The sequence below is a fragment of the Clostridium sp. UBA4548 genome, assembly GCF_002387895.1.
Taxonomy (GTDB): Bacteria; Bacillota; Clostridia; order Clostridiales; family Clostridiaceae; genus Clostridium_J.
The window spans coordinates 258-27,102 of record NZ_DGLI01000019.1 but is presented as its reverse complement, the minus strand read 5'-3'; the positions used below and the strand labels follow the sequence as shown (position 1 = coordinate 27,102).

Below are 26,845 nucleotides of genomic sequence, written 5' to 3'. Positions count from 1 at the left end.
GCCATTTTTCAATTCCTCCTTATATAATTTTAAATTTATCTTACTTTATTGCCAAAGTAAACTTATCCACGTGTGTTGTACTATCCAACGATTTTGGAGCCCATAACCGGGATTGAACCGGTGACCTCCACCTTACCAAGGTGACGCTCTGCCTACTGAGCTATATGGGCATTTTATAATCATTGTTATAGTGTTAAAACACTATATATCAGTTATTGATTATAGTATATATCCAATTATTTGTCAACACTATTCTTTTCTATTTTCTAAGCATTTTTCAAGTTTTCTTTTCACCCTTTGCAACGCATTATCAATAGATTTTGCCTGCCTATCTAAATCACAAGCTATTTCTTGATAAGACTTTCCATCTAAATAGGACATAAGCACCTCCATCTCTAGGTCAGAAAGCACTTCTTCTATTTGAAACTCTATATTTTTTAATTCTTCTTTCCCTATAATGAGCTCTTCTGGATCAGAAACCTTTATTCCAGAAATAATATCTAATAAGGTTCTATCTGATTCTTCATCATAAATTGGTTTATTAAGAGATATGTATGTATTAAGTGGGATATGCTTTTGACGAGTCGCAGTTTTGACAGCAGTTATTATTTGTCTTGTAATGCATAACTCAGCAAACACTTTAAAAGACGCAAGTTTGTCGTCTTTAAAATCTCTTATAGCCTTAAATAACCCTATCATTCCTTCTTGATATATATCTTCCTTATCTGCACCAATCAAAAAATAGGATTTCGCTTTTGATTTAACAAAATTTTGGTACTTTCTAAGTAGATACTCTAATGCTCTTTCATCACCATTTCTAGCTTCCAATACGATTTCATCGTCAGTCTTTCCTTCAAATTGTGAACCCAAACTCTCATAGCCAACCCTTTTATCCAACAATATCCCCTCCAAAGTGCAAACGGATTCAACTTAAATTATACATTAATTAAAAATTAACAGTCAAGCCAAATTACTTACTTCGCCTTATTTTTTCAAGTTTTTCTGCACTTTCTTTGTCAATATTTTCTTCTAGCAAATTCCTATTGGAAGAATATCTAGTTTCATACCTTTTCTCTAACCTTTTATTATCATTTATAATTGAGTGATAAAACTCTAAACTGGAAATTCTTACTGCTCCTCTTTGAAAGGTAACTTGTTGTTCCATAGAATCCGAAGTAACTACGTGGACTTCAAAGCTTCTTCCTATATTGTTTACCGCTCTTTCAATATAGGAATCTGCCGTTTCCCCCTCTCTCGTGAAAACTATAATTAAATTTCCTTCTCTTTCTTTCTTTTCTAAACTCCCCTTAACCATGTGTGCATCGAAAACAATAATTATATTCCAGCCCTTAAATGCAGCATAGTTTTGAAGCATATCAATTAGTTTTATTCTTGCAGCTTCATAACTATAATCTTTTATATCCCTCAGCTGTGGCCAACTATTTATTACATTATAGCCATCAACAAACACTTTTTTCAAAATATTCCTCTTGAGTCATATACCTATTTCAATTTTTGTTTTAAAATTTCATACATAATCATACCACTAGCCACTGAGGCATTTAAGGAACTAATATTTCCTACCATCGGTATTTTCATAAGTACATCACATTTTTCCTTCGTAAGTTTAGAAATTCCCTTGCCCTCGCTTCCTATAACTAAAGCTACAGCACCTTTTAAATTTACATCGTAACAATAACTTTCTCCATCCATATCAGCACCATATACCCATATGTTAGATTTTTTAAGTTCATCAATTGCAGCATTAATATTAGTTACCTTTGCTATTTTCATATACTCTACTGCTCCAGCGGAAGTTTTATACACTGTAGGAGTCATTCCCACGTTTTTTCTTTTTGGAATTATGATTCCATGGACACCACATGTTTCAGCTGTTCTAATGATAGAGCCAAAATTATGTGGATCTTCTAACTCATCTAGTATTAAAATGAATGGATCCTCATTTTTAGACTTCGCATGATCTATAATATCACTTAATGCAAAATATTTATATGGAGTAACAATAGCTATAACTCCCTGATGAGCTCCTGTTTGTGACATTTCATCTAGTTTAGCTCTTTCAACATACTTAACAACAGTTCCTTTGTCTTTAGCAAGACCTAATACAACATTAATTGAACCTTTAGTATCACCTTTTGCTACTAAAATCTGCTCTATAGTTCTGTCAGACCTTAGAGCTTCAATAACCGCATTTCTTCCTTCGATTAAATCTTCTCTTATTATCTGCTCAACCTGTGGAGCTTGCTCAACTTTTTTCACATTGTTAAAATTTCTTTCCTTCTTTTCTACCTTACCCCTAAAATTTTCTCTCTGTGATCTTTTTTCTTTCATACTTTACCTCACTCTTATCTTTTTGTAATTATTTATTGAAATCCCAATTTTTATAAGTTTGAATATTTTTCTCTTACCTGTAATATCTGTCCACAGGTCATAGTTCCCTCTGGGCATTTTTCTCTAATACAATTAGGTCCGCAGTACTTAAATAAATTCGGTGCTACAGATTTAACTAATCTTAGCATTTCATCAGCTAACTCCCTTATTTCCCATTGTGCTCTGTTACAACATCTGTGGCTAAAGAAATTCATAAGTTCTCTTGCATTCATAGTTGCCATAATTTTAGTTTCACAAGCATTAGGGAATACATATCTAGCATCTTCTATTGCTTTCTTCTCAGCTTTTGATCTTAAAGATTTCAGAGTCTTCTCATCCAAATCAACTTTTGAATCACTATGTTTTCTATGTTGTTCGATATATTCTTGAAAAGCTACTTCAGTAAGCAACGTTGCAAGTTTATCATAATCCTCTTGATCTTTTTTCATAGCCTCTACAAATATTTTTTTCGCTTCTTCATTTTGCTCTATAGCAGGCGGCATTATGTACTCAAATGCTTTTAACTTTACATATCTCTGGCTTTGCTGAGAATATGATGCAATTCTATGTCTTACTAGTTGATGGGTTAAACTTCTAGATACCCCTTCAATTGCAAAAGTAAAACTAACATGTTCCATTGGTGAATAATGACCATAACTTGCAAGCATATTAATAAAACTTGATGTCTTCTCTTCTGTTAATCCTTCTGCTATATCCTCTACCCCTACAGCACTGTAACAAAGCTTTGCTGCGGAAGCAATAGTCTTTTCTGGTTCTGGTGTAAACTGTACCAATTTAACTTTTACCTTCATTATTATCCCCCACTTCAACAATTTTATTTAAGATGTAGTTAAGCCTATCCATCCTATTTAACATATATAAATATCCAATGAGAGCTTCAAAACCTGTAGCCCATCTGTAGTTTGTAACATCAGCATTTTTAGGTGCATTGGATTTAGAGTTTCTAGCCCTTTTAAACACACCAAGCTCTTCCTCTGTAAGTTCATCTACTATCTGCTTCATGTATGTACTTTGCGCTTCTGCTTTTACATAGGATACAGCTTTTAAATGTATTTTTTGTACATTGGCTTCTCTGTTTTGTTCTACTAGATAAGTTCTTATAAAAACTTCATAAACCCCATCTCCAATGAGTGCAAGTACTAATGGATTTATAAATTTAGCTTCTTCCTCAGTAAACTTATCCTTAAGCAAATTAAATTCCATAAATAATTCTCCTTAAGAAGATTTTTAACATATGTTTTATTAGTAACGCTACTTCCCATTAAGTTGTACACTAATGTATAATATTTAACGCAAGTAAGCTGTTACAAAAACATACATATTCAGATTATGTTCCAACTTTAAGCTTTACCATTACAAATATTGGGTTTATCCCCCCTTATTAGTATTATTTATAATACTAGTAAATATATCCTAGTAAAGCCTTATAATATAGTTCTGTACCAAACTAATTACAACATTGAGTATGGAAACCAATCTTTTTAAAAGTCGATGATTTGATTATATACAATAATTCAATTATTTCATAGTTAATTTTAATATTAAAACTTTATTCTAGTAAAGTTTTCTTTATTTCAAAAAAAACTTTCTTCATAAATTCCACTGCTTCAAATACCTTTTATAACTAAACCTTTATATATATCATTAAAAACCATTAAATATTTATTATAAATAAAGTAGTAAGAACTTAATTCTTACTACTTTACTTTCTTGTTCTATATTTCCCTTACTTTTCTACAATTTGCAGATTATATCCCTTATCTTCTAAATTGTTTATAATATTTTTTGCATGTTCTTTAGATTGTGTTTCTATTTCAAAAATAACATTTGTATATTCAAGACCTTTTGAGCTCCAGTTTCTGTCTTGTCTTGCTTTGTATACATTTCCACCTAAAGCAACAATGTCAGTAATTATAGACCCTAGCTGTCCTACTCTATCCTGTAGCTCTACAGATATAGTAATTCTTCTCTTTAGCATTACAAGCTCTCTGTCTATAATTTTAGATACCATAGCAATGTCGATATTTCCTCCACTAACTAGTGCCACAACCTTTTTGCCTTCAACATCTATTTTGCCTGCTAATAGTGCAGCTATACATACCGCTCCAGCACCTTCAGCAACTAGCTTATTCCTCTCCATTAGAGAGAAGATTCCATAAGCTATTTCATCTTCTGTAACTGTTACTATTTCATCTACATACTTTTTCATGTATTTGAATGTATTATCTCCCGGGGTCTTAACTGATATTCCATCTGCTAAAGATTTCACTCCTGGTAGTGTAACAATTTCATTTTTTATAAGAGAAATTTTACTTGAAGCAATAATTTCAGCCTGAACACCTATTACCTTTATATTAGGATTTACAGCCTTTGCCGCAACAGCCATACCTGAAATTAATCCTCCACCACCAATTGGTACAACTATAATATCAGTATCTGGAAGGTCCTCTAATATTTCAAGAGATATAGTTCCTTGCCCAGCTATTACCTCATCATCATTAAAAGGATGAACAAAAGTTGCTCCTGTTTCCTTTTGTACTTCAACTGCTTTTGAATAACATTCATCATACACTTCTCCATGTTGGATAACTTGTGCTCCGTAATTTTTAGTAGCTTGAACTTTAGCTAAAGGTGCAGTTGTAGGCATTACAATGGTAGCTTTAATCCCAAAAGCTGTAGCTGCATAAGCTACACCTTGAGCATGGTTTCCAGCGGAAGATGCTACCACTCCATTTCTTCTTTCTTCTTCACTTAAAGAGCAAATTTTATTATAGGCACCTCTTAATTTAAAAGCACCTGTCTTTTGCTTATTTTCACACTTTAGGTATACTTCACAACCACATTCTCTTGAAAAAGTACTTGAATAAAATAATGGTGTTTTTCTTGTTACATCTTTTAAATTCTCTTGTGCTACTTTTATATCTTCAATAGTTATCATCTGTGTCTCTCCTTAATCACTAGAACTCTAGTTAATCTTATATATTATTCCCAAGTGCCATAAATTAAACAATAACTCAACTGATTTTTCCTATCTTTTAAGACTACCTTTGCTATATTACAAAATTACCTTTATTAAAAAGTCATTAAAACCCAAACATAAAACCCCAAATGCTATTATAACTTTAAATTATTTTTTATAAACTCTTCTTTTACCTTATCTATTACTTCTTCTATAGATATTACTTCATTTTCAGAGTTAGTTCTTAACTTAAATTCAACTTTACCCTCTGATATTTTTTTACCAACAGTTATTCTCATTGGAATACCTATTAAGTCAGAGTCTTTAAATTTAACTCCTACTCTCTCATTTCTATCATCCATTAAAACTTCTACTCCAAGTTTTTTAAGCTCAAAATATAAATTTTCTGCTATTCTCATTTGTTCTTCATCTTTAGTAACAACTGGTACCACAATTACATGATATGGAGCAATAGCTAATGGCCAAGTGATTCCATTATCATCATGATGTTGTTCTATTATTGCTGCCATGGTTCTATTAATACCAATACCATAACAACCCATAACTAGTGGTTTATCTTCTCCATTTTCATCAATGAAGGTTGCACCCATTGACTGTGAATACTTAGTCCCTAATTTAAAAATATGACCTACTTCTACACCTCTTGCTATTGTTAAGCTGCCGCCACACTTTGGACATTTATCTCCTTCGATAACATTTCTAAAGTCCCCAACTTTACCTGTGAAATCTCTACCATAATTCACATTTTCATAATGAAATCCAGTCTCATTGGCTCCTACAATAAAGTTATACATTTTAGAAACTTCCTCATCTACTAACAATATATCTGCATTTATACCTATTGGTCCTGCGAAGCCAACTTCTGCTGAAGTAGCCACTTTTACAGCTTCAGCCTCGGCCATATTAAAATCAATGGCGCCTCCAATAGCGTTAACTACTTTTGTTTCGTTAACCACTCTATCGCCTCTTACCATTACAGCAATAGTTTTTCCATCAGCTTTATATATAAGTGTTTTAGCAAATTTATCTTCTGTAGTGTTAAAAAAACTTACTAATTCTTCAATACTTCTAATTTCTGGTGTCTCCACTTTATTTAAAGTTAAGTACTCTTCCTTAATTTGTTCTTGTGGAATAGCTGGAGCCTTTTCCATATTAGCCGCATAATTGCAACAAGAACAGAAAACTACTTCATCTTCTCCAACCTCAGATTTAACCATAAACTCAGCTGAACCAGATCCACCCATAGCTCCTGAATCTGCCTCTACAGCACTGCAATCTAAACCACATCTTTTAAATATATTGGTGTAAGCTTCATACATTTTCATATAAGAAGTATCTAATCCACTTTGATCCTTGTCAAAGCTATAAGCATCCTTCATTATAAACTCTCTAGATCTCATAACTCCGAATCTAGGTCTTCTCTCATCCCTATATTTTGTTTGAATTTGATAAAGATTTAATGGAAGTTGTTTGTAAGACTTTATTTCATTTCTTGCTATGTCAGTGAAAACTTCTTCATGAGTAGGCCCAAGACAGAAATCCCTATCATTTCTATCCTTTAGTCTAAACATTTCTTCTCCCATAACATCCCATCTACCTGATTCCATCCATAGTTCAGCTGGAAGTAATGCAGAAGCTAAAAATTCCTGTGCTCCAGTGTTATCCATTTCTTCTCTTACAATGTTCTCTATTTTCTTTAACACTCTAATACCAGTAGGCATAAAGTTATATACCCCTGAAGCCATTTTCCTCATCATTCCAGCTCTTAGCATTAATTGATGGCTTGGAATCTCTGCTTCTGCTGGAACTTCTCTTAATGTGCTAATTAACATGTTAGAAAGTTTCATATTCGTCCTCCTTCTGTATTTAGATTTAAAAAACTTCAAAAAAAGAAAACCCACCCTTTTTTAGGGCGAGTTCTATCGCGGTACCACCTAAATTTGTACTCAATGTTTTAACGGTATATAACCGGTAGTTTTACTACTGCTCAGAAGCGGGTTCAAAATTGTTGAAAATCTCTCAGCCTTGAATTTTCTCTCTGTAAGTTAATTTTTACTATTCTCCATCATTGCACTAGGTATCTAAAATGAAATAACTAATGAAAATCTCAACTGAAATTTCCCCTTATAAGAAGGTTGACCATAAATTAGCAATATTAATGATTTATTATCAATATATGCTACTAAATTATTAAAATCTAACTAGTTATTCTTTAAGATGCCTTATATTAAATTTTCATCAAAAGTAATATACAACTTAGTTAAGTGTTTGTCAATACTTACTGCTAATATTATTCAAACAAAATAATTATTTATAATGTTTAGAGGCGTAAGCTTAACTTACGCGTTTACTTATAAATTTTAATAATACTGTAAACTCAAGCCTTAATATCAGATTTTTAACCAACATGTTTCTTATAATATTATTTTTTTATATGGAGCTCTCTAGCTGGACAATATGCAGTTTATAAAAAGTTAAGGCACTTAAGTATTAACTTCTTAAGTGCCCTAAATGCATAAGTTATATCTCTGTCTATAGATATATAGACCTATACGTTTTAAGCTTCTTTAGGCTTTGCAAATATCATTCTTCCAGCAGCAGTTTGAAGCACTGAAGTTACAACCACTGTAATAGTTTCACCTATGTACCTTCTTCCTTCTTCTACTACTATCATAGTTCCATCATCCAAATATGCAACCCCTTGTCCTGATTCCTTGCCATCTTTGACAACCTGAATTTCCATTTCTTCTCCTGGTAAAACTACAGGCTTAATGGCATTTGCAAGTTCATTAATATTTAACACTGGAACTCCCTGAAACTCAGCAACCTTATTTAAATTATAGTCGTTTGTAATAACTTTTCCATTTAGAAGTTGAGCTAACTTAAGTAATTTGCTATCAACCTCATTAACATCTTTAAAGTCACCTTCCCAAATTTCCACTTTTATGCTTAATTCCTTCTGAATTTTATTAAGAATATCAAGGCCTCTTCTTCCCCTATTCCTTTTTAATCCATCACCTGAATCTGCAATATGTCTTAGTTCATCTAAAACAAAGTTTGGAATTATTAGAGTCCCCTCAATAAACCCAGTTTGACAAAGGTCAAATATTCTTCCATCAATAATTACTGAAGTATCTAAAACCTTTGCTCCTTCTTTTGCATTATTCTTATTTTTTCCCTCTCTACCTGAAGGTAACTTTTTCATATTACCAACCATAGTAAGTATTTCCTCTTTTTTTCTAAGTGAAATATCAGCGAATAACACCATTATGATAATAGTAAGGATTATTGTGATTATTGTGATTATTATTGATTCAACTCTAATTAAGCTTGAAATCAGTACTGAGATTACCAATCCAACTACTGCTCCTAAAACTGTAAAAATCACATCACTAACTGGTACTTTTTGAACTCTTTTTTCTAGGTACTCCATTGAATTTATAATAGCTGTGCTCAAGAATGGTGAAATAAAATAAAATATAAGTCCACAGAAAATCACCGAAAATATGATAACAAATACCCCTTGCAATGATACTATAGTTGAAATATTTAATGCAGATAAAAAGTTATGGGTAATAGCCCACTCACCTAATATGTACCCTAAAGTACCACCAACTAGTGTAAAAAGACCTCTTAATATCCTTTTTAACATATTTTCACCTCCTAATAAAAATTTATGCTTATTCAATTATAATTATTGACAAATAACCACTCTTGTATCCTATATAATAACTATATATTATGATGAAAGTTATTTCAACAAGTTATTGCACTATTAGTGAAACTTTATAATAATAATTAAGTTGTAAACCCCATCTATTGTTCAGGAGTTATGAGTTGAATTTCTCCTCTTATGTAATTAGTAATAAGGATCCAACCACCTTTATCTACTATGTTTTCTTCATTCCCTTAAAATTTTATTAACCCCCTGTTATTAAGATAAATTATGTTATATTATATAAACATACCAGGTGTATGCAATACCTAGATAAATTAAAGGAGTTGAACATGATGAAAGACCTAATATTTGATGAGTTTCAAAATGCAGTTGATAGTTGTTTACTAAGACATAAAAGTATTTTAGATATCATGACAAAACTTCAGGAATCTCAAGCTCGAGTAAATAGAGCAGTTATTAAGTCAGTAACTAGTTGTGGTTGTTTAAAGATTAATGCTGAAAAACAATGTATTCAGGAAAATATAGATTTAGAAGATTTAAGTGAATGTCTTGATACTCACCTTGTTGGTAATATCTGTGACAGCTGTAGAGAGGTAATTGAAAGAGAACTAGGTAATAATTTATTCTACATAACCTCCCTTTGTAATACTTTAGATATAAACTTATATGACGTACTATTGAAAGAATATAATAAAATAAGTACCTTTGATAAATTTACTTTTAGATAGAGTTATTTCCAAGGTTCAATAAGGTTATTATGTCTTTGATATTTTTAAACTGTATTTATTGCTATGATAATATACTATCTAATAATATTTAGTTTTTTTAATTATCTTATATAAGACAATTAATTTAAGCATATAGCACAAAATATCTAATATTTTGTGCTATATGTGTTTATCTAATATGAATTGCTCTTTTAGTCTTCTTAGTCCATTTTTAATAGCTTTAGCTCTAGCTTCACCTATTCCTTCTACTGAATCCAGTTCTTCCAAAGAAGCTTCCATTACTCCTTGTAGCTCTTTGAAATGCTTTGCTAGATTTTCTATAATAATTGAAGGTATTCGTGGAATTTTATTTAAAATTCTATATCCTCGTGGGGATATTAATGTATCTACCAATGGTACTCCTGAGTAACCCAAAACTTTTCCTATTAAATCCAAATCAAGGAGTTCCTCTGAGGAAAGTTTTTCAATGTTTTTATATATCTGTAGATAATTTGATGATGAAGAACAATAATCTCTTATCAAAAAAACACCTTCCTGTTCTATACCCTTCACAAGCTCTCCTAATTGCATAGAAATGAGTCTTCCTTCATTTCCAAGCTCACATATATAAGTTTCAATTTCATATATAATCCTCATTACCATTTCTGTTCTCTGTATTGCTGTAACAACGTCTAGTAAGGTAGCTAAATCCTGAAGTTCTAATAGATTTAAATTGCTTGTTACTCTATCCAACACAAACACATACTTTTCTAAAGTTTGAATTGCCTGATTTGCCCTTGCTAAAACCTCATTACTATCTCTAACCACATACTTTATATCATCTTTATAAACTGTAATTACGTTTCTTCTTTGGGAAATGGCAACCACTATAGAGCTTGTTTGTTTTGCAATTCTTTGAGCCGTTCTATGTCTAGTTCCTGTTTCTCCTGTAGGTATAGCCGAATTAGGAATAAGTTGAGTATTAGCAAAGAGTATCTTTTTTAGGTCACTACTCACTATTATAGCTCCATCCATTTTGGCAAGCTCATAAATATAAGCTGGAGTATATTCTGAATTTATGAAAAATCCACCATCTACAATATTCAATATTTGTTCGCTATCGCTTAATACTACTAGGCCTCCTGTTTTAGCTCTCAAAATATTATCTAAGCCCTCTCTAAGTTGAGTTCCTGGAGACATCATTTTCAATATATTCATTAATTCTTTTTGTTTCTCTTCTCTCATCTTTTCCTCCATAAACAACTTTGTAGCACTTTAAAAACATGTAGTAATTACTTTGCAAGTTTTATTTTGTAATTGTAGTTATTAAGCTCAGTATGATAAAGCTATATCCTGTAAATTAATTAAGGTGGAAGCTATATGAAGTTAACCAACAAATTTTAAAAGTGCAGCTTAAAAAATTATGCTAAGAACTTCCTTCACAGAGGCTACCCCTATAATATTTATGTTTTTACTCTTAACCTTTTCTGTGTTTTTCATAGGCATAATTATATTGGAAAATCCCATTTTAGCAGCCTCATTAATAATTTTTTCAACTTGGGCAATAGGCCTAACTTCTCCTGTAAGTCCAACTTCTCCAACTACCAAGGTTCTATCTAATTTAATCTCTCTTCCTTTAGCACTAGAAATTAAGGCCACTGCTAATCCTAAGTCTCCATAAGTTCCTTCTAGATTTAGTCCTCCAACTACGTTCACATATACATCTGAGTTATAAAAATGGATTTTTAGCTTCTTTTCTAACACTGCAAGAATTAGACTTAATCTTTGATTATCAACACCTACTGCAGTTCTTCTTGGCATTACGGCTTTAGTCTCGCTTACAAGAGCTTGTATTTCTATTAATAAAGGTCTAGTGCCTTCAATAATTCCTATAACTACAGCTCCTTCTTGCTTAAAAGATGTTTCCTGTAAAAAAACTGAAGAAGCGTCTAGTATTTCCTCAAGTCCACTTTGTCTCATTTCAAACACACCAATTTCACTGGTAGTACCAAAACGATTTTTTATTGTTCTTAGTATTCTAAACTCTTGTGTTCTCTCTCCTTCAAAGTACAGCACAGTATCTACCATATGCTCAAGAACTCTAGGTCCTGCAAGTTCACCTTGTTTAGTAACATGAGCTACTATAAATAAAGGAATTGACTTTGTTTTTCCTATCCTCATTAGCTCATTTGTACACTCCCTAACCTGAGATACACTTCCAGGTGCAGACGAAATATCACTTTTGAATAGAGTTTGAATAGAGTCAATAATTACAAAAGCGGGTTCAATATCTACTATATGACTCTCAATTATATCTATGTTAGTTTCTGATACAATAAATAAGTCATCACATATGGAATCAAGTCTTTCCCCTCTCATTTTGATTTGTTCTTCTGATTCTTCTCCTGACACATAAAGAACCTTACCATATTTTCGTGATATATTTCTTGCACTTTGTAATAGTATAGTTGATTTCCCAATTCCTGGGTCACCTGATATTAAGGTTAGTGACCCCCGAACTAATCCACCTCCTAGTACTCTATTTAATTCAGTGATGCCAGTATCTAATCTCTCATATTGACTTGATTTTATATTAACAATGCTTTGGGGTTTATTGCCCCCTGACATGGTTACAGCCCTTTTAAATCCTGTGTTAACTGGAGTTTTAGTCTCCTCTGTCATGGTGTTCCAATTATTACAACCTGGGCATTTTCCATACCACTTCGGTGACTCATAACCACATTCACTACATACATATGTATTCTTTATTTTAGCCATATAATATCCTCCGTAAACTATACTATTAAGATTTTAACTAATTATCGCCATAATATACTACCTTATCTATTGAAGGTATATATACTATCCATAAATAATAAAAAAACCACTTTATCTAAGTGGTTTTCTTATTAAAAGGTTATAATTAATTATATATCTATAAAGAGTGTAGTACAATAAATTTAAAACTATTAATTCAATGCCCTTTGTAAATTCTAATATTATACTCCACATATTTCTATAGGTATTTTTTTAAGATATCTTTCACTATTTTCCGTTAAACTTTAACTCACCATTTTCAAGAGTAACCTGTACATTATCACTATGACTTACATTTCCCTTTAATATTTCTTCTGAAAGCTTATCTTCAATAGTTTTTGTAATTGCTCTTCTTAATGGTCTTGCACCATAATTTAAATCATAGCCTTCTTTTGCTAGATAATTTTTTGCTTCATCAGTGAAGGAGATACTTATATTTTGATCTTTTAATCTTTCACTTACAGAATTAAGCATAAGCGAAACTATTTGTACTAAATCTTTTTCCTCAAGCTTATGGAACACTATAATATCATCGATTCTATTTAAGAATTCTGGTCTGAAGGTATGTTTTATTTCTTCCATAACATTATCCTTCATCTTATCATATTCATCTCTAGCTACATCTTTGCTTTGAGCGAATCCAATAGATTTTTGTTTTTTAATAGTGGATGCTCCTGCATTTGAAGTCATGATTACAATAGTATTTTTAAAGTCTACAGTTTTACCTTTCCCATCAGTAAGTCTACCATCTTCAAGGATTTGTAATAGTATATTGAATACATCCGGATGAGCCTTTTCGATTTCATCAAACAACACCACTGAATAAGGGTGTCTTCTTACCTTATCTGTTAACTGACCACCTTCATCATATCCTACATATCCAGGAGGAGCTCCAATAAGTTTAGCCACTGTATGCTTTTCCATATACTCGGACATATCAATTCTTAACATGGCATTTTCATCACCAAACATAGCTTCAGCTAAAGCCTTTGAAAGCTCAGTTTTTCCTACACCTGTTGGTCCAAGGAAAATAAATGAACCAATTGGTCTCTTAGGATCTTTTAACCCAACCCTTGCTCTTCTTACAGCTCTTGCTATTGATTCTACTGCTTCCTCTTGCCCAATAACTCTCTTATGAAGGATTTCTTCAAGCTTTAGTAGCCTTTCTGATTCCTTTTCCGTAAGTTTTTCAACAGGAATATTAGTCCATCTTGCTATAACCCTAGCTATATCACTTTCATCTACTACTGAATCTGCATCTTTGCTTTTTGATACCCAGTTATTCTTGGTATTTTCAAGCTTGCCTTTAAGTTGTTTTTCTTTGTCTCTTAGCATTGCAGCTTTTTCAAAATCTTGAACTGTTATTGCATCAGACTTTTCTTGTGTTACCTTTTCAAGTTCTGCTTCCACTGCTTTTAAATCTGGTGGTGCTGTAAGATTTTGAATTCTAACCTTTGATCCAGCTTCATCAATTAGATCAATTGCCTTATCTGGTAAATATCTGTCAGTTATATATCTATCTGAAAGATTTACAGCGGCATCAATAGCTGCATCAGTTATTTTAACTCTATGATGAGCTTCGTATTTATCTCTTAATCCTTTTAAAATTTGTACTGTTTCTTCCTTGCTTGGCTCTTCTACTGTTACTGGTTGGAATCTTCTTTCTAAAGCTGCATCTTTTTCAATATGCTTTCTGTACTCATCAATTGTAGTTGCACCTATACATTGAATTTCTCCACGAGCAAGAGCTGGTTTTAAAATATTTGAGGCATCGATGGCTCCTTCAGCCCCACCTGCTCCTACTATAGTGTGGATCTCATCTATAAATAGGATTACATCTCCAGCTTTTGATATTTCCTCCATTACTGATTTAAGCCTTTCTTCAAATTCGCCTCTATACTTTGAACCTGCTACCATAGAAGATAAATCTAAAGTTACAACTCTTTTATCCCTTAATAATTCAGGAATATTACCTGATGCTATTTTTTCAGCAAGCCCTTCTGCAATTGCTGTTTTACCAACTCCAGGGTCTCCAATTAAACAAGGATTGTTTTTAATTCTTCTACAAAGTATTTCAAGCACTCTTTGAGTCTCATTATCGCGCCCTATAACTGGATCTAATTTTCCCTCCTTTGCGAGAGCTGTTAAATCCTTACCATACTTCTCTAAAGTAGGTGTTTTAGAATTTTTAGTTTTTTCTCTTCCTACTGGCTGATTTGCTCCTTCTGCTTCTCCAGCTGCAGCCTTTAGCTCATTTCTAAGTTTATTAAAGTCTGCTCCTAAGTTAGCTAGTATGGTATAAGCTACTCCTTCTGGTTCCCTAATTATTGCTAAAAGTATGTGCTCAGGAGAAATATAATTTTGATTTAACCCTCTTGCCTCAACTAAGCTTAATTCTATAAGTCTTTTAGTTCTAGGTGTTAAATATATTTCATCCTTTGGCATTTCTACATCTCCATTGCCTATATACTGATTTACCAAAGCCTTTACCTTATCATAGCTAATTCCCATATTGTTAAGTGCATTAAAAGCTATTCCATCTTGCTCCTTTAAAATACCAAGAAGCATGTGCTCTGTTCCAACATATCCGTGTTTATAATTTTGTGCTTCTTCATTAGCATACATTAAAACCTTTCTTGCTCTTTCATTGAACCTATTAAACATCTTATCTTCACCTCTTAACTACATTATTTAAAGCTACTTCTTATAATTTCTGCTCTTTTAATATCTCTTTCCCTTTCATTCATTACAGCCCCTGCATTAAGCTGCATTGTTGCTGAAAGTATTTCTACTAAAAGTGAATTTAGTTTTTTCTTATCAATATCTTTGATTATATCCAGCTCTGTACCTAATCTTACATATGAAAGCAAATTTAGTGCTTCTTTTGCAGTTATGACTAACGCATATCTTAAAATACCCAAAGATCTCATAATACTATCTTTTGTTTCATACTCATAAGATTTGATATATTTTTCTCTTGCTAACTTTTCTTCACCAATTATATTGTTTATAACGGCTAACAAATTATCTATTATTTCTTCTTCACTTGGTCCTAGAGTTACTTGATTGGATATCTGGTATATGTTTCCATAACCCTTTGAACCCTCTCCAAATAAACCTCTAATTGTAAGTCCCATTTTACTTAACATATTTACCATTCCATCAATGGCTCCTAACTTTGTAAGTGCAGGCAGATGAATCATAACAGAAGCTCTAAGCCCTGTACCTACATTTGTTGGACAGGTTGTTAAATAGCCTAAATCCTTATCATATGCGAAATCTAGTGATTCCTCTAAAAGATTATCAATCTTGTTAATTTCATTATAAGCTTCTTTTAAATTTAATCCCCCTACAATACATTGTAGTCTTAAGTGATCTTCCTCATTTATCATAATGCTTATTGTTTCATTATTATCTTTTATGAAAGCAGCTTTTTCCTTATTAATAATTAATTTATCGCTTATAAGGTGCCTTTCCAAAAAAGACTTGCTTGTTATTTCATCATTATCCCACATATAAACGGACTTAAAGTTTTCCTCAATATATGCAGACTTATTAAAGGCTTCTTCAACCCTTTTAACAACTTCCCTCCCTTTATCTCTATCTAGTTTATTAGGGAAAGAATAATTTTTTAAGTTCCTAGCTAGCCTAACTCTGCTGCTTATTACTATATCCTCACGAGAAGTTTCTGCTTTAATCCAATTCTCCATAGCCCTATTCCTCCTAGCCTTGCTGCTCTATATTTCTAATTTTATCTCTAACTTCAGCAGCCTTTTCGTACTCTTCCATAGCAATGGCCCTTTGAAGATCTTCCTTTAGTTTTTGAAGCTCTTTTTTTAGCATTATTTCTTTTCCACCTTTAACAGGTATTTTACCATGGTGTTCTGTGCTAGGTTGAACTCTCTTTAAGATTGGTATTACAGTATTATTAAAAATACTATAGCAACTACTACACCCTAAAAGGCCACTTTCTTTAAACTCTCTATAAGTAGTTCCACAATTACTGCATACTACTTGACTAGGTAGATTTGTTTGAGTAGAGGTATTCATATAATCTAAAAATCCACTTAATAGATTTTGGAAAGAAAAATTAGAACTAAAGTTCAGGTCTGGAAGTAAATTAATTCCTTCTAAGTTCTTAGCACAATATTCACATACATGTTTCTCTTCCTTAACTCCATTTATAATTTTAGCGATATGAAAATTAGCCTCATTTTTTTGACATATCTCACAAATCATAATATCACCCCTATTTCAAAATATTTAATATTACTGTTTTTAACATGTCCGCTCGTACCTTGTTTTTATTATCTAAGGCTGAAGTTAGAGTTCTGTCATTTAACATTACTTTTATTATCTTTGCTTCTCTTTCAGTTAATATTCCACTATCTTTTAAACTATCAATTATTTTATTACTACTATCACTAGTAATATAATCTCCTATTTTATGAATAATAATTTCAGCTAAAGATGTGTGTTCCTTATACTGAACTCTAATTATCCTTATGCATCCGCCTCCGCCTCTTCTGCTTTCAATATAATATCCCTTATCTTGAGTAAATCTGGTAGTTAATACGTAGTTTATCTGAGAAGGTGCACAACTAAAATAGCTAGCTAATTCATTTCTCTGTATTTCTATTTCCTGTTCTTTTGCCTGTTCTAAAAGTTCTTTAATAAACTCTTCTATCACATCAGATAATCTTGCCATAAATAATACCTCTTATCCTTGAATTAGTAATAAACCTTTTGACTTTTGTAAGGTTCATTTAAATAAATCTACTCTTACCAATTTAGCATTACTAATTTATTTTGGAAGAGTTCTATTACGAGAAAATGATTATAGAAAGCTGTTAAAACATAATAATTACAATAGGCTTCTACCAATATAATAATTACAACTCAACTTTGACTTTCTTTGACCTTAATTAAATAATAATACTTTTAAATTTTCTCTTCAACCTTATATTATTCGTAAAAACAATAAAAACACGCAATATTTGCTTATATTCTTTAATTAGCTATATCTTACTTAAGATTCCTTAAATTTACTTTAACTTTCTTATATAAAATTCATGATACTAATTCTGTATTAATGAATTGTTTAATTCAAGTTACACTATAGCTTCCTAATAGATAAAGTGCTTTTTATTATTGGAAAAGCACTTTATTTATATATTTTCTATCCTTATATAAAGTTGAAACTGCATCCTCATAGTGATGATAATTAATAATAATGCACTTTTCATCATAGTATCTAATGTTAACATCCTCTTCAGTGATTAACTCCACATCAACTACAGTACTTTCCTTAGAATAGCTAAAGTTTTTTAGATCATTTAATAGTTCAATAATACCACTTTTGTTTTTTATCATTTTTTTCTCCTCCATATACCAAAATCTTTATGTATTACTTATTCTACACAAATATTATTTTTCCTTTTTTTTACATAAAATCTTTTAATAGGAAGTTTTCCTTTTTCATGTGTATATGTAATATAGATATTAGTCAACTTTTCTTGGAAAAAATTGTTGATTTGAGTATGTAAACTTTATCTCCTCAACATAAATCTTCCTAAAGTCAAAAATAATAGGGATAGCCTTGGCTACCCCCCATTTATTTTATAACAAATTAAAGATATAATCAACAAACTATTGTAATTATCTTCGTATTTCCTGAAACATAAATATTCTTTAGCTATAATAAGTCTGTTTAAAGGAAATAAGATAAACTTTCGTCTTATTCTCTTAAGGCTTATGAAAACGAATAAAATTAATTTTCACCTTAGATGCCTATAGTTACAAAAACTAAATATTCACTTCATCTGGAATAAATCCTTTGAACTGTGCATTATAAAGCTTTGAATAGATTCCTTCCTTAGCCATAAGCTCCTCATGAGGACCTTTCTCCAAAATTCCCTTATCAGTTAACACTACTATATCATCTGCATTTTTAACTGTTGATAATCTATGCGCTACTACTAGGGTGGTTCTTCCCTTAGATAAATCTTCTAAAGACTTTTGAATTATAAGCTCTGAAGTATTATCTAATGCAGAGGTTGCCTCATCTAATATCAATATTGGAGGATTTTTCAGGAAAACTCTTGCTATGGATATTCTCTGTTTCTGTCCACCTGATAATTTTACGCCTCTTTCCCCTACATAGGTATCATAGCCATCAGGTAAAGAATCGATAAAATCATGTATATTGGCATTTTTTGCTGCCTTTACTACCTCTTCATCTGTAGCTTCTGGATTACCATAAAGTATATTTTCCTTTATAGTACCTGTAAATAAGAATACATCTTGTTGAACAATTCCAATATTTTTTCTAAGAGACTTCAAGGTTACATCTTTAATATTTACTCCATCAATACTTATTTCACCATCATTTAGCTCATAGAACCTAGGTATTAAGTGACATATAGTTGTTTTTCCTCCACCAGATGGTCCTACAAGAGCTAAAGTTTTGCCTGCTTCTATTTGTAGATTTATATTAGATAATATTTCTGTATTTTCATTGTACTTAAAGGTGGCATTTTTAAACTCGATACTTCCTTTAACATTTTTTAACTCCTTAGCATCTGCACTATCAGTTATATCTGACTTTGTATCCATAATTTCAATAAATCTCTTAAAACCAGACATACCACTTTGATACTGTTCAACGAAGGAAGTCAATCTTCTAATAGGTTGCATAAAGTATGCAATATATAAGAAGTAAGTTACTAAATCTATAATATCGATATATCCCTTGTATACAAAATATCCTCCAAAGCCTAGCACAACTACATTAAGCATATCTACAAGAAATCTCATACCTGCCATAAATTCTGCCATGTATTTATAAGCAGAAGATCTTGCAACTTTAAATTGGTTGTTGCCTTCATCGAACTTTTCCATTTCATATTCTTCATTTGTAAAAGATTTAGCAACTCTTATTCCTGAAATACTATTCTCAAGCTTTGCATTTACTACAGCAATCTTTTTTCTAACTTCATCAAAAGCGTTAGACATCTTTACTCTACGGGTTGCTGTAAACCAAAGAATCACAGGAATGAATGCAAATACTATTAAGGTTAGCTTCAAGTTTATATTACATAATAGTATGAAAGAACCAAGTAACATTATTATAGAAATAAATACATCCTCTGGTCCATGGTGGGCAAGTTCAGATATTTCCATTAAATCATTAATAATTCTGGACATTATATGTCCCGTTTTATTATCATCAAAATATCTAAAAGGTAAGGTTTGTAGATGTGAAAAAACGTCTTTTCTCATCTCATACTGCAATCTTACCCCCATTACATGACCCCAGTAATCCACTATGTAGTTAGCAATAAGCTTTACTACATATAAAAGAGCCAATACCACTGCAAAGATAACTATAGTTCTTAAATCTTTATTTGGTATAGCATTTTTTAATAGTGTATTAGTAAACATGGGAAATACCAAATCCAGTGCTGCTACTAAAAATGCACAAAACATATCCAAAAAGAATAGTTTCTTGTGAGGCCCATAATACGAAATAAATCTCTTTATCATAATTCTCCCCCTTTTTTTAGCTACTTATAAGGTTCATAAATAATACTTTCACAGGGCTTTAACTTAACCCCTTATTATTTTAGATTATCTTCTTTACATATTCATAATACTAAACTTTTACTCTGTATTCTTTTTATAGTGAACCTTTAAACTTATTTATATTAATATCTTAAAGTAATATATAGAAAGTGTAAATAGTTAATAAAAACTTAAAAGCTAAAGCTACCATGAAGCCTTCATGATAGCTTTAGTTCCATTATCTATTTATTTTCTTCCATAAATTTTTCAATATCATTTACTGACTTTATGATATGTGCTGAAAGATTTTCGTATCCATCTTTTGTTACTAATATATCATCTTCAATTCTTATGCCTATGCTCTCTTCTTCAATATAAAGCCCTGGCTCATTAGTTAAAACCATGCCTTCCTCTAAAACAACATCGCGGCTTCCTACATCATGAGTATCTAAGCCTAAATAGTGGCTAACTCCATGATAATAATATTTTGAAAGCTCCTTATCTTCTTTTATTAAACCTAATTCCTTACATCCTTCAGTTAAAACTTCTCTAGCTATTTCATTTAATCTTGAGAATGGAACTCCTGGTTTAACATTTTTAGTAACTTCTTCATTAGCTTTAAGTACTACATTGTATACAGCCTTTTGTCTTTCAGTAAACTTTCCGTTAACAGGGAAAGTACGACTAATGTCTGCATTATAATATTTATATTGTGCGCCTAAATCTAAAAGCATCAAATCTCCATCTGTAGTCTCACAATTATTATCTCCATAATGTAATACTGTAGCATTTTTTCCTGCTGCTGCAATTGTATGGAATGCAAAATCTATTACTCCATTTTTCTTTAAGGCATAGTCAAAATTTGCTTCTATTTCATATTCCATCATACCAGGTTTGGCATTTTTCCACATTGCCTTTATGCCCTCATACGTAATATCTATAGCTTTTTTAATAAGCTCTATTTCTTCTTCAGTTTTTACTAATCTTAATTTGCAAATTTCATGATATACATTTTTTATTGTTAAATATGGATATCTTTCAATAACAGCTTTTGCAAATCTTTGAGACTTAGTCATTGGTATATCAAATTCCTGTCTTTCTAAGTCTAAGTATAACTTGTCTATTTCTGTTCTACTAAACATAAGACCTGCATAATCTTCAAATTCTTCTATAAAAGAAATACTTTCCACACCTGAAATCTCTCTTGCTGTATCTTCACTCATTTTTTCGCCAACCCACTTAGCCATAACTGGATCATTTTTTTCGATATACAAGGTTTCAGTAACTTTATTATTTCTCTTTATCATCATTAATATCATTTTAGGTCTATTTATACCAGTCATGTAATAAAAATTTCTATTTGGTGTAAAATTATAGGTTTCATCAGCTGATTTATAAGGAGCTTCGCCTGCAAAAAGAACTAACATTGAGTTATTCTCTAATGTTTCTCCAAGTCTCTCTCTATTTTTAATAAAAAATTCTTTATTCATACATAACACCTCACCCTGATATAGTAAAAATTTTCATAATTATACAATAACACTCTCTAATGATAATTTCAATAAAATAAATTTTCTAAGATAAATATTATGAATTATCTTAGAAAACTTTATAGGTTATCTATATAATAAATGTATATTAAACAATAAATCTTTATTTAACAACAAACTCCTTAATTAAATATAATATAGTCAAGTGTACAGGATAAAAGGCATAGAATGCATATTTTAGATTTTTCCCTCTCTTCCCATTATAAAAGGCAATAAAAACTAACGCCATCAAACTTGAGCTTTGCATGAAAATTCTAAAGCCATTTGGGTAAGCTAAGTATTTCAACATTGGCATAATATAAATAAAATTAAGTAATACTAATGCACCAAAAAGTTTTGTAAGTCCTTTGTCCTTAAATACTCTAAAGATGATTATCATAAGTACTCCATAAAAATCATAATCCGTATGAACTTGCTTAACAAAAATACAAATTGCTATGATAGTTAAAATTTTTATAGCTCTATTTTTACTTTCATCCTCATAAAACTTATAATCCAATACATATAAAGCCATTAAACCTGCAAATAAAGTAAAGAAAATGTTAAAGGATCTAATTTTAAATGCCCACATAAATGGATACTGAGATACTAATGCAAACAAAAATAGTCTAGTACCATACTTTGTTAAATTTGAAGTTTTTACATAACCTTCAACTAATAAAAATGAGAAGATTGGAAAGGCTAGCCTTCCTATAACTCTTAATCCCCATAACTTCGGGAAATATATTGCCCCAACATGATCAATTAGCATAAAAATACAAGCTAAAACCTTCAGTATAAAACTGTTCATAAACTCCCCCCTAAATAATAAAAGAATACACCCTTGTACCTAATATACAACTGTGTATTCTAAATTATACCATTGATATATAAAATAACCTATAAATTAACAAGCAGTTTTGAGCACTAGTTGTTATTTTTGTCATCTGTAACTTAATATCTAAGTTGCCTTGTCAATAATCTATAGTAACTATAATAATTACTATAAGTTATTCATTATATTCTTTAAAGGAATACTCATGATGTGAAGCATCTCCATGCATTAACACATTAAATTTCTCATCTTCAAAGTCAACTATCGTGAGGCTTGTTTGTTTAATAAATGGCGGCTCCCATATAGTTGATACTGGCTTGTTATGTAAGGAATTCATCATGGCCTTCAAAGTCATGGTATGAGTAACTACTAGTACATTTTCATCTGGATGCTTACTTACAATTTCTTTAATTACAGGTGAAACTCTTTCTGTTAAATCTTCAAAAGTTTCTCCCTTAGATGTTGGTGCATATAAATGAGGTGCATTCCAAAAGTTATAATGCTGTTCAGCACTTAAAGCTTTAATTTCTTCTTGGTTTAGTCCTTCCCATTCACCAAGCCCAATTTCTCTTAATCCATCATGCTTTATAATATTAATATTCCTATTTCCTTTTACAATTTCAGCAGTTCTAAAGGCTCTATTTGAAGGACTTGCGTATATAGCATCAATCTTTGTATCTTTAATCCTATCTCTTAACCACTCTGCCTGTTTAACCCCTAGTTCAGTTAGAGGTGAATCATTCCACCCTTGCATTCTTCCTTCTGTGTTCCAAAGGGTTTCTCCATGTCTTGTAATAAACAATCTTGTCAAACTTATCACTCCTTTAAATTATGAACAAATTCACTTTGCTCAGAGACTTTAGAAATAAATTAGCTTCCCGCAAAATTTAATTTTCTAACATAGACTCCCACTTTAAACCTCTTAGTATACGGGATTTCTCCCCATAGAATATCCTTAAACAATAAGTAAATTCCCATTTAAAATTCAAGGACAATTATAATATAGATGCTATTAATATGCAAATTAACTTTTTAAAAAAATCTTAAAATCCTTAAACTATTTACCTACTTGGAATTTATGACAAATAAAAAGAGCCATTGAAATTTGGCTCTTTTTAGCTATTCAGTTAATTTATCTTCTATAGGGTTTTCTACCTTCTCCACAGCATCCATTTCTAATGCTGCTAAAAACGGTCTAAATTCAGGTGCAAAATCTGTGTATAGGTGTAACTTATTATTTGTTCTCTTAAAGTGGTATAAATCTGATCCGTAAGCTTGTTGAATAAGTCTTTCATCATTTGAATCAAATCTACTTCCTCCTGTATGCTTGTATGAAGTATCTGCCATCTAAATTTCCTCCTCTTGATACAATTGTAAATTTATCACTTTCTAAAATGCTGCATAAAACCTTTGCATCTTCATCATTAACTGCGTTCAATACTATAGTAAAGTTATCTTCTGGGCCTACTATACCCATATAGTCATGAATGCTGCTATAATCACTTAACTTTATTTCTCCTGATATATCCATCCTATAATCCGACATATTTGGCCCCCTTTATAGGTTTAGTATTATTTTTTCTATATTTAGGAATTTTATGCATAAAAAAAGTGCCAAGATCAAATCTTAACACTTTTACTAATTAAGCTTCTTTTTTAATTTCAGCTATTATCTTATTTACTATATCACTTGGAACTTCATCGTATCTCTCAAATCTAGTTCTAAAAGTCCCCCTAGCTCCAGTTAAGCTTCTTAAATCTGTAGCGTAGTCATATAGTTCTGATTGCGGTACTTCACCCATTATTTTTTGGCCTTTTACCGCAGGTTCCATACCTAAAATTCTACCTCTTTTTTTATTTATATCTGCAATAACATCTCCCATGTAATCATCAGGAACCTCCACTTCAATGTACATAACTGGTTCTAAAAGTACTGGTTGAGCTTCTTGCAATCCTTTTTTATATGACAGTGAAGCTGCTATTTTGAAGGCCATTTCGGAAGAGTCTACAGGGTGAAACGATCCATCATGAAGTGTAGCTCTAAGCCTTATCACTGGATATCCTGCTAGCACTCCATGTTGAACGCATTCTTTTAGACCTTTTTCAACCGCTGGTATATATTGTCTTGGTACAACCCCTCCTACTACTGCATCAACAAACTGTAATTCTTCGGCTCCATCTTGCCTTGGCTCAAACTTAATTTTAACATCTCCATATTGTCCATGTCCTCCAGATTGCTTTTTATGTTTTCCTTGAACATCTGAGAACTTCTTAATTGTTTCTCTATATGGTGTCTTAGGAACTTGAAGAGTTACATCTGCTCCAAACTTATTTTTTAATTTACTAACAATAACATCTAAGTGAGATGATCCTAAACCTGAAATTATAGTTTCAGCATTTTCTACATCCCTGGATACTGAAAAAGTTGGATCTTCTTCAAGTAGTTTAGTTAGTCCATTAGATATCTTGTCTTCATCACCTTTAGCTTTTGGCACCACAGCTCTTGAATACACTGGTGATGGGAAAGTCATTCTATCAAAAATAACTGGATTACTCTGCGTGCATAGAGTATCTCCTGTATTAGTGTGCTGAAGCTTTGCTACCGCACCAATATCTCCAGCTTTTATTTCACTTATTGGAAGCTGCTGTTTTCCTTTTAAGAAATACATTGTTCCAAGCTTTTCTTCCTTTTCCTTTGACGAGTTATAAACTAAAGTATCAGATTTAGCTACTCCTGTAATAACTCTAAACATAGAGAGCTTTCCAACAAAAGGATCGGCTATAGTCTTAAATACTAAAGCTGAAAATGGTTGGTTTTCATTTATTTTAATGTTAGTATATGCATTTGTTTTTAGGTCTTTAGCCATATAAAGATTTGTTTCCTTAGGTGATGGAAAACACTCAACTATATCTTCAAGTAATGTATTAATTCCTACTCCTGTTAAGGCAGAACCACAGATTATAGGAGCTATATCTCCCGTTGAGACGCCTTTAATTAAGCCTTCATAAATTTCTTCTTTACTTAATTCTCCCTCACTGAAATACTTATCTAGTAAGACTTCATCCGTTTCAGCTACCGCTTCCATAAGCATTTGTTTGCATTCTTCAACTTTATCTATTAGTTCTTCAGGAACATCACTTTCCTCCATTTGACGCGTTTTGGGATTAAACAATCTAGCTCTGTTTGAAATAATATTTATAACACCTTTAAAGTTACTTTCTGAACCTATTGGATATTGAATTGGAACTACTGATGTACCAAACTTTTCTTTTAAGGTACTTAAAACTTTTTCAAAGCTACTATTTTCTCTATCAAGTTTATTAACGAAGACTGCTCTTGGTAATTTATGTTCATTTACATAATCCCATGCTTTCTCAGTTCCAACCTCTATGCCTGAAACACCACAAACAGTTATCATAGCCATATCAACGGCTCTTAGCCCTTCAATCATTTCTCCCTCAAAATCAAAGTAACCAGGCATATCAACTAAGTTAATCTTAATATCCTTCCACTCACAATTAGCTATAGCTGTAGATATTGATACTTTTCTTTTCTTTTCCTCCACATCATAATCGCTAATTGTTGTTCCATCTTCAATTCTGCCTAATCTATCAGTCTGTCCAGTTTGATACATCATTGACTCCATAAGACTCGTCTTTCCTGAGCCACTATGCCCTATTATCCCAACATTTCTTAGATTGTTAATTTTATACTCTTTCATATGGTATACCTCCCATTTTTCATTGCATAATATCTAACACAACTATATATTCTATATTTTGCACAAATTTCCTTTAAATATTTTCAATATTTATAATATTTAAAATATATTAACAATTAGTTTTTGTTGAGAAATTTACATATAAATATAAATATAAATACATAGCTTTATTATCAATCTTTGGTTTAGATTAACTATTCACATATAAAAATTATATTTATAAACCTGGGACCTTATTACAATTATTTGTGGATATCTACCATTATAGACTGGATTTATTGTAAATTGCTTTATATTTTATATAAACAAAAGCGTGTATTTACACGCTCTTTAATTCATATATAATTACTTGTTTATAGCTTCTATGTCATTCTAAAACTTAACATATTTGGACTTAGATTTAAGCTCTAAGTCCTCTATTAGTTTTTAGAAAGTTAAAATTTTGCGCAATAAAAAAACAGTTCAAATGAACTGCCTTAGCTTCAGTATGTAAATGGCTCCGTGGAGAGGATTCGAACCTCCAACCTATCGGTTAACAGCCGAGTGCTCCACCATTGAGCTACCACGGAATATTTACCTAGCGACCACCTACCCTCCCACA

The 26,845-nt window shown here is 31.5% G+C and carries 23 protein-coding genes and 2 tRNA genes; 1 reads left to right on the top strand and 24 read right to left on the bottom strand.

What is annotated here, in order from left to right:
• Window positions 1-94: 94 nt before the first annotated feature.
• The 9 genes from B3040_RS06470 to B3040_RS06430 all read right to left on the bottom strand — a co-directional run bounded on the left by B3040_RS06470 (window position 95) and on the right by B3040_RS06430 (window position 9,044).
• Window positions 95-170, bottom strand: a tRNA-Thr gene (locus B3040_RS06470).
• A 79-nt stretch (window positions 171-249) separates the two neighbouring features.
• Complete coding sequence (gene sigH, locus B3040_RS06465) at window positions 250-897, bottom strand: RNA polymerase sporulation sigma factor SigH (RefSeq protein ID WP_291571368.1); 648 nt, start codon at window positions 895-897, stop codon at window positions 250-252.
• Between the two features lie 73 nt (window positions 898-970).
• A complete protein-coding gene (locus tag B3040_RS06460) occupies window positions 971-1,480 on the bottom strand; it encodes an NYN domain-containing protein (protein WP_017417146.1) in 510 nt (169 codons plus the stop codon).
• Between the two features lie 23 nt (window positions 1,481-1,503).
• Window positions 1,504-2,352, bottom strand: a complete 849-nt coding sequence (gene rlmB, locus B3040_RS06455; protein ID WP_291571365.1) for a 23S rRNA (guanosine(2251)-2'-O)-methyltransferase RlmB — start codon at window positions 2,350-2,352, stop codon at window positions 1,504-1,506.
• A gap of 50 nt (window positions 2,353-2,402) precedes the next feature.
• Window positions 2,403-3,203 carry an FAD-dependent thymidylate synthase gene (thyX, locus tag B3040_RS06450; protein WP_291571363.1) on the bottom strand — a complete coding sequence of 267 codons (801 nt, stop codon included), beginning with the start codon at window positions 3,201-3,203 and terminating at the stop codon, window positions 2,403-2,405.
• The gene (locus B3040_RS06445) at window positions 3,187-3,615 is read right to left on the bottom strand and encodes a Mini-ribonuclease 3 (RefSeq protein WP_291571361.1); all 429 of its coding nucleotides are present in this window, start codon (window positions 3,613-3,615) and stop codon (window positions 3,187-3,189) included. Before B3040_RS06445 ends, thyX begins: the two co-directional genes overlap by 17 nt.
• Window positions 3,616-4,138: 523 nt before the next feature.
• Complete coding sequence (gene ilvA, locus B3040_RS06440) at window positions 4,139-5,350, bottom strand: threonine ammonia-lyase (RefSeq protein ID WP_291571359.1); 1,212 nt, start codon at window positions 5,348-5,350, stop codon at window positions 4,139-4,141.
• A 176-nt stretch (window positions 5,351-5,526) separates the two neighbouring features.
• On the bottom strand, window positions 5,527-7,239 hold the full coding sequence (locus B3040_RS06435; protein WP_291571356.1) for a proline--tRNA ligase: 1,713 nt from the start codon (window positions 7,237-7,239) through the stop codon (window positions 5,527-5,529).
• 710 nt (window positions 7,240-7,949) lie between these two features.
• Window positions 7,950-9,044: a PIN/TRAM domain-containing protein gene (locus tag B3040_RS06430; RefSeq protein WP_291571355.1), complete on the bottom strand. Its 1,095-nt coding sequence runs from the start codon at window positions 9,042-9,044 to the stop codon at window positions 7,950-7,952.
• 359 nt (window positions 9,045-9,403) lie between these two features.
• Here B3040_RS06430 and B3040_RS06425 point away from each other — a divergent pair, with 359 nt between their 5' ends.
• On the top strand, window positions 9,404-9,799 hold the full coding sequence (locus B3040_RS06425) for a hypothetical protein (RefSeq protein WP_017417153.1): 396 nt from the start codon (window positions 9,404-9,406) through the stop codon (window positions 9,797-9,799).
• Between the two features lie 159 nt (window positions 9,800-9,958).
• On the opposite strand, the gene disA is transcribed toward B3040_RS06425, so the two are convergent.
• The 15 genes from disA to B3040_RS06350 all read right to left on the bottom strand — a co-directional run bounded on the left by disA (window position 9,959) and on the right by B3040_RS06350 (window position 26,813).
• Complete coding sequence (disA, locus tag B3040_RS06420) at window positions 9,959-11,023, bottom strand: DNA integrity scanning diadenylate cyclase DisA (protein ID WP_291571354.1); 1,065 nt, start codon at window positions 11,021-11,023, stop codon at window positions 9,959-9,961.
• Between the two features lie 168 nt (window positions 11,024-11,191).
• A complete protein-coding gene (gene radA, locus B3040_RS06415) occupies window positions 11,192-12,556 on the bottom strand; it encodes a DNA repair protein RadA (RefSeq protein ID WP_291571352.1) in 1,365 nt (454 codons plus the stop codon).
• Between the two features lie 267 nt (window positions 12,557-12,823).
• A complete protein-coding gene (locus tag B3040_RS06410; protein ID WP_291571348.1) occupies window positions 12,824-15,259 on the bottom strand; it encodes an ATP-dependent Clp protease ATP-binding subunit in 2,436 nt (811 codons plus the stop codon).
• A 23-nt stretch (window positions 15,260-15,282) separates the two neighbouring features.
• A complete protein-coding gene (locus B3040_RS06405; protein ID WP_291571345.1) occupies window positions 15,283-16,305 on the bottom strand; it encodes a protein arginine kinase in 1,023 nt (340 codons plus the stop codon).
• 13 nt (window positions 16,306-16,318) lie between these two features.
• A complete protein-coding gene (locus tag B3040_RS06400; RefSeq protein ID WP_291571343.1) occupies window positions 16,319-16,834 on the bottom strand; it encodes a UvrB/UvrC motif-containing protein in 516 nt (171 codons plus the stop codon).
• Window positions 16,835-16,844: 10 nt separating this feature from the next.
• Window positions 16,845-17,303: a CtsR family transcriptional regulator gene (locus B3040_RS06395; RefSeq protein WP_291571340.1), complete on the bottom strand. Its 459-nt coding sequence runs from the start codon at window positions 17,301-17,303 to the stop codon at window positions 16,845-16,847.
• 440 nt (window positions 17,304-17,743) lie between these two features.
• Window positions 17,744-17,968: a hypothetical protein gene (locus B3040_RS06390; RefSeq protein ID WP_291571338.1), complete on the bottom strand. Its 225-nt coding sequence runs from the start codon at window positions 17,966-17,968 to the stop codon at window positions 17,744-17,746.
• Between the two features lie 432 nt (window positions 17,969-18,400).
• On the bottom strand, window positions 18,401-20,140 hold the full coding sequence (locus B3040_RS06385; protein ID WP_291571335.1) for an ABC transporter ATP-binding protein: 1,740 nt from the start codon (window positions 20,138-20,140) through the stop codon (window positions 18,401-18,403).
• A 260-nt stretch (window positions 20,141-20,400) separates the two neighbouring features.
• Complete coding sequence (locus B3040_RS06380) at window positions 20,401-21,648, bottom strand: aminopeptidase P family protein (RefSeq protein ID WP_291571332.1); 1,248 nt, start codon at window positions 21,646-21,648, stop codon at window positions 20,401-20,403.
• 163 nt (window positions 21,649-21,811) lie between these two features.
• Window positions 21,812-22,498: a TraX family protein gene (locus B3040_RS06375; protein WP_291571330.1), complete on the bottom strand. Its 687-nt coding sequence runs from the start codon at window positions 22,496-22,498 to the stop codon at window positions 21,812-21,814.
• 199 nt (window positions 22,499-22,697) lie between these two features.
• Window positions 22,698-23,342 (bottom strand): histidine phosphatase family protein, encoded by a 645-nt coding sequence (locus tag B3040_RS06370; RefSeq protein WP_242826018.1) that lies wholly within the window; start codon window positions 23,340-23,342, stop codon window positions 22,698-22,700.
• 299 nt (window positions 23,343-23,641) lie between these two features.
• Window positions 23,642-23,869: a hypothetical protein gene (locus B3040_RS06365; protein WP_017417165.1), complete on the bottom strand. Its 228-nt coding sequence runs from the start codon at window positions 23,867-23,869 to the stop codon at window positions 23,642-23,644.
• Window positions 23,832-24,068 carry a hypothetical protein gene (locus tag B3040_RS06360; RefSeq protein WP_017417166.1) on the bottom strand — a complete coding sequence of 79 codons (237 nt, stop codon included), beginning with the start codon at window positions 24,066-24,068 and terminating at the stop codon, window positions 23,832-23,834. Before B3040_RS06360 ends, B3040_RS06365 begins: the two co-directional genes overlap by 38 nt.
• Window positions 24,069-24,165: 97 nt before the next feature.
• A complete protein-coding gene (gene fusA, locus B3040_RS06355; protein ID WP_291571326.1) occupies window positions 24,166-26,244 on the bottom strand; it encodes an elongation factor G in 2,079 nt (692 codons plus the stop codon).
• A 494-nt stretch (window positions 26,245-26,738) separates the two neighbouring features.
• A tRNA-Asn gene (locus B3040_RS06350) sits at window positions 26,739-26,813 on the bottom strand.
• Between the last annotated feature and the right edge of the window lie 32 nt (window positions 26,814-26,845).

What these genes read in the sequence shown, in the direction of transcription:
- rlmB (WP_291571365.1), bottom strand. Translation starts at nt 2,352, where the DNA reads ATGAAAGAAAAAAGATCACAGAGAGAAAATTTTAGGGGTAAGGTAGAA.
- thyX (WP_291571363.1), bottom strand. Translation starts at nt 3,203, where the DNA reads ATGAAGGTAAAAGTTAAATTGGTACAGTTTACACCAGAACCAGAAAAG.
- B3040_RS06445 (WP_291571361.1), bottom strand. Translation starts at nt 3,615, where the DNA reads ATGGAATTTAATTTGCTTAAGGATAAGTTTACTGAGGAAGAAGCTAAA.
- ilvA (WP_291571359.1), bottom strand. Translation starts at nt 5,350, where the DNA reads ATGATAACTATTGAAGATATAAAAGTAGCACAAGAGAATTTAAAAGAT.
- B3040_RS06435 (WP_291571356.1), bottom strand. Translation starts at nt 7,239, where the DNA reads ATGAAACTTTCTAACATGTTAATTAGCACATTAAGAGAAGTTCCAGCA.
- B3040_RS06430 (WP_291571355.1), bottom strand. Translation starts at nt 9,044, where the DNA reads ATGTTAAAAAGGATATTAAGAGGTCTTTTTACACTAGTTGGTGGTACT.
- B3040_RS06425 (WP_017417153.1), top strand. Translation starts at nt 9,404, where the DNA reads ATGAAAGACCTAATATTTGATGAGTTTCAAAATGCAGTTGATAGTTGT.
- disA (WP_291571354.1), bottom strand. Translation starts at nt 11,023, where the DNA reads ATGAGAGAAGAGAAACAAAAAGAATTAATGAATATATTGAAAATGATG.
- radA (WP_291571352.1), bottom strand. Translation starts at nt 12,556, where the DNA reads ATGGCTAAAATAAAGAATACATATGTATGTAGTGAATGTGGTTATGAG.
- B3040_RS06410 (WP_291571348.1), bottom strand. Translation starts at nt 15,259, where the DNA reads ATGTTTAATAGGTTCAATGAAAGAGCAAGAAAGGTTTTAATGTATGCT.
- B3040_RS06405 (WP_291571345.1), bottom strand. Translation starts at nt 16,305, where the DNA reads ATGGAGAATTGGATTAAAGCAGAAACTTCTCGTGAGGATATAGTAATA.
- B3040_RS06400 (WP_291571343.1), bottom strand. Translation starts at nt 16,834, where the DNA reads ATGATTTGTGAGATATGTCAAAAAAATGAGGCTAATTTTCATATCGCT.
- B3040_RS06395 (WP_291571340.1), bottom strand. Translation starts at nt 17,303, where the DNA reads ATGGCAAGATTATCTGATGTGATAGAAGAGTTTATTAAAGAACTTTTA.
- B3040_RS06390 (WP_291571338.1), bottom strand. Translation starts at nt 17,968, where the DNA reads ATGATAAAAAACAAAAGTGGTATTATTGAACTATTAAATGATCTAAAA.
- B3040_RS06385 (WP_291571335.1), bottom strand. Translation starts at nt 20,140, where the DNA reads ATGATAAAGAGATTTATTTCGTATTATGGGCCTCACAAGAAACTATTC.
- B3040_RS06380 (WP_291571332.1), bottom strand. Translation starts at nt 21,648, where the DNA reads ATGAATAAAGAATTTTTTATTAAAAATAGAGAGAGACTTGGAGAAACA.
- B3040_RS06375 (WP_291571330.1), bottom strand. Translation starts at nt 22,498, where the DNA reads ATGAACAGTTTTATACTGAAGGTTTTAGCTTGTATTTTTATGCTAATT.
- B3040_RS06365 (WP_017417165.1), bottom strand. Translation starts at nt 23,869, where the DNA reads ATGGCAGATACTTCATACAAGCATACAGGAGGAAGTAGATTTGATTCA.
- B3040_RS06360 (WP_017417166.1), bottom strand. Translation starts at nt 24,068, where the DNA reads ATGTCGGATTATAGGATGGATATATCAGGAGAAATAAAGTTAAGTGAT.
- fusA (WP_291571326.1), bottom strand. Translation starts at nt 26,244, where the DNA reads ATGAAAGAGTATAAAATTAACAATCTAAGAAATGTTGGGATAATAGGG.